This window comes from Microbacterium sp. Bi128 (genome assembly GCF_918698205.1).
Genome location: NZ_CAKKMM010001193.1, coordinates 1 through 1,588, shown reverse-complemented (window position 1 = coordinate 1,588; position 1,588 = coordinate 1). Strand labels below are relative to the sequence as shown.

Genomic DNA, 1,588 nt, shown 5'->3' with positions numbered 1-1,588 from the left:
CGGCATCAGAGACGACGGCGGCCGGGCCCCTGAGGGACCCGGCCGCCGTAAAATTCAACGGAATTACTCGGCTGCTGCTTCGGCCGACGGTGCGGCTGCTTCGCCCTCTTCGCCCTCTTCGACGTTTTCGGTGGCCTCGGAGATGTTGACGACGAGCGCTTCGGGGTCGGCCAGCAGGGGGGAACCCTTCGGCAGGACGAGGTCGGAAGCGTGGATGTGCTCGCCGGCGCTACGGCCTTCGATGCTGACCTCGATGGCGGTCGGCAGGTGGGTTGCCTCGGCCTCGACGGAAACGACCGTCATTTCCAGGTTGTGGACGTTGCCCGGGGCCAGCTCTCCGCTGAGGTGAACGGGCACGTCAACGGTGACCTTCTCGCCGGTGCGGACGGTCAGCAGGTCGAGGTGCTCGATGATCTGCTTGATCGGGTTGCGCTGGATGTCCTTGACGAGGGCCAGGTGCTGCTCGCCGTCGATGTCCAGGGTCAGCAGGGCGTTGGCGGTGCGGACGGCCAGGGTGGTGGCCTTCGCCGGCAGGGTGATGTGGATCGGCTCGGCACCGTGGCCGTAGATGACAGCCGGGATCAGGTTGGCCATGCGGGCGCGGCGGGCGAAGCCCTTGCCGAATTCGGTGCGGACTTCTGCTGCGAGCTTCTGCTCAGACATGGATATCTCCTCGTGGGATTTCAAGCTGTGGGACTAAACGGTGTTCAGCAAGGGCGGAGGTCTGTTTACGACCTTCGACGCCGGGCTGCCGTGCGGCTGCCCTTCAGAAGGAGATTCAGACCCAGTCGATTACGGAGACCAGCAGTCCGGGTTCCGATTAATTTCCCGTCAATAAGGAATTCAATACGGAATGCCGGCGCTCTCCCTCGCCAAGGTTTCGGTACAAGGCTACCAGCGGAGGGACCGGTTTCTGAAACCGGGCCCTCCGCCGGCCGGCTTAGGCCTGGCCGTCGAACAGGCTGGTGACGGAGCCGTCGTCGAACACTTCACGGATGGCGCGGGCGATCAGCGGCGCGATGGAGAGCACGGTCAGCTGCGGGAACCGCTTGTCCGCGGTGATCGGCAGCGTGTTGGTGACCACCACTTCGCGGGCGCCGGACTCGGAGAGCCGGCGGGCCGCCGGATCGGAGAACACGGCATGGGTCGCCGCGATGATGACATCCTTGGCGCCGGCGTTCTTGAGCACCTGGACGGCGCCGGAGATGGTTCCGCCGGTATCGATCATGTCGTCGATCAGGACGCAGGTGCGGCCTTCAATCTGGCCCACGACCGTCTTGGAGACGGCCTGGTTGGGCACGGTGAGGTCACGGCTCTTGTGCACGAACGCCAGCGGCGCGCCGCCGAGGCGCTCGGCCCACTGCTCGGCCACGCGGACGCGGCCGGTGTCCGGCGAGACGACCGTGACCTTGTCCGAGCCGACCCGGGTGCGGATGTAGTCGGCCAGGAGCGGAATGGCCATCAGGTGGTCCACGGGGCCATCGAAGAAGCCCTGGATCTGGGAAGTGTGCAGGTCCACACTCATAATGCGGTCGGCGCCGGCGGTCTTGTACAGATCGGCGACGAGGCGTGCCGAGATCGGCTCGCG

General features: G+C 65.9%; 2 protein-coding genes. Both read right to left on the bottom strand.

Going from position 1 to position 1,588, the window contains the following annotated elements; translation table 11 throughout:
• Window positions 1-63: 63 nt before the first annotated feature.
• Entirely contained in the window at window positions 64-663 is a 600-nt protein-coding gene (locus LQV45_RS31145; protein ID WP_230011195.1) for a 50S ribosomal protein L25/general stress protein Ctc, read from the bottom strand.
• A gap of 277 nt (window positions 664-940) precedes the next feature.
• The coding region (gene prs / locus LQV45_RS31140; RefSeq protein ID WP_230011193.1) for a ribose-phosphate diphosphokinase at window positions 941-1,588 on the bottom strand (648 nt) is incomplete at its 5' end.